Source organism: Bacillus cereus group sp. BfR-BA-01331, assembly GCF_022663915.1.
In the GTDB taxonomy this organism is placed as follows: Bacteria; Bacillota; Bacilli; order Bacillales; family Bacillaceae_G; genus Bacillus_A; species Bacillus_A mycoides.
On record NZ_JAKUGJ010000163.1, the window covers coordinates 1 to 396 of the forward strand.

A 396-nucleotide genomic window follows, 5' to 3' on the forward strand; every position below is an offset into this window, starting at 1 on the left:
GTATTGTTAACAACACCAAGTACATACACAAAAAAGAAAAATAAGGAGAGTGAGTGGGAATGAATACAATTCTAGTATTAGGTGGATCAAATGGTAGGACGTTAGAAAAACTAGCGAAAAAAAGAGATTGTCAGGTGATTTTTCATGACGGAAAGAATCATGGTGGCGTAAAGAAGACTTTTCGTAGTGTTATTAAGAAATGTGATGTCATTGTCGTGCAGAAAGGTGCATGTGGACATGTCTCTATTGATGTAGCAAAGGAATACGCAAAGAAGTATGATGTCCCGCTTCTATTTAATCAAGGGTTTGGTGGAACGGGTGCGTTAGAAATAGGTTTAAAACACCTGCAGGCAGCGTGAGATTAGTAGGAAAAGAATATTTCGGTTCATAAATCAT

Annotated in this window: 1 protein-coding gene; it reads left to right on the forward strand. The window is 37.4% G+C overall.

Annotated elements, in window-relative coordinates:
* The first annotated feature begins 59 nt into the window (after window positions 1-59).
* Complete coding sequence (locus MR155_RS31460) at window positions 60-359, forward strand: DUF2325 domain-containing protein (protein WP_002169762.1); 300 nt, start codon at window positions 60-62, stop codon at window positions 357-359.
* Window positions 360-396 lie beyond the last annotated feature (37 nt).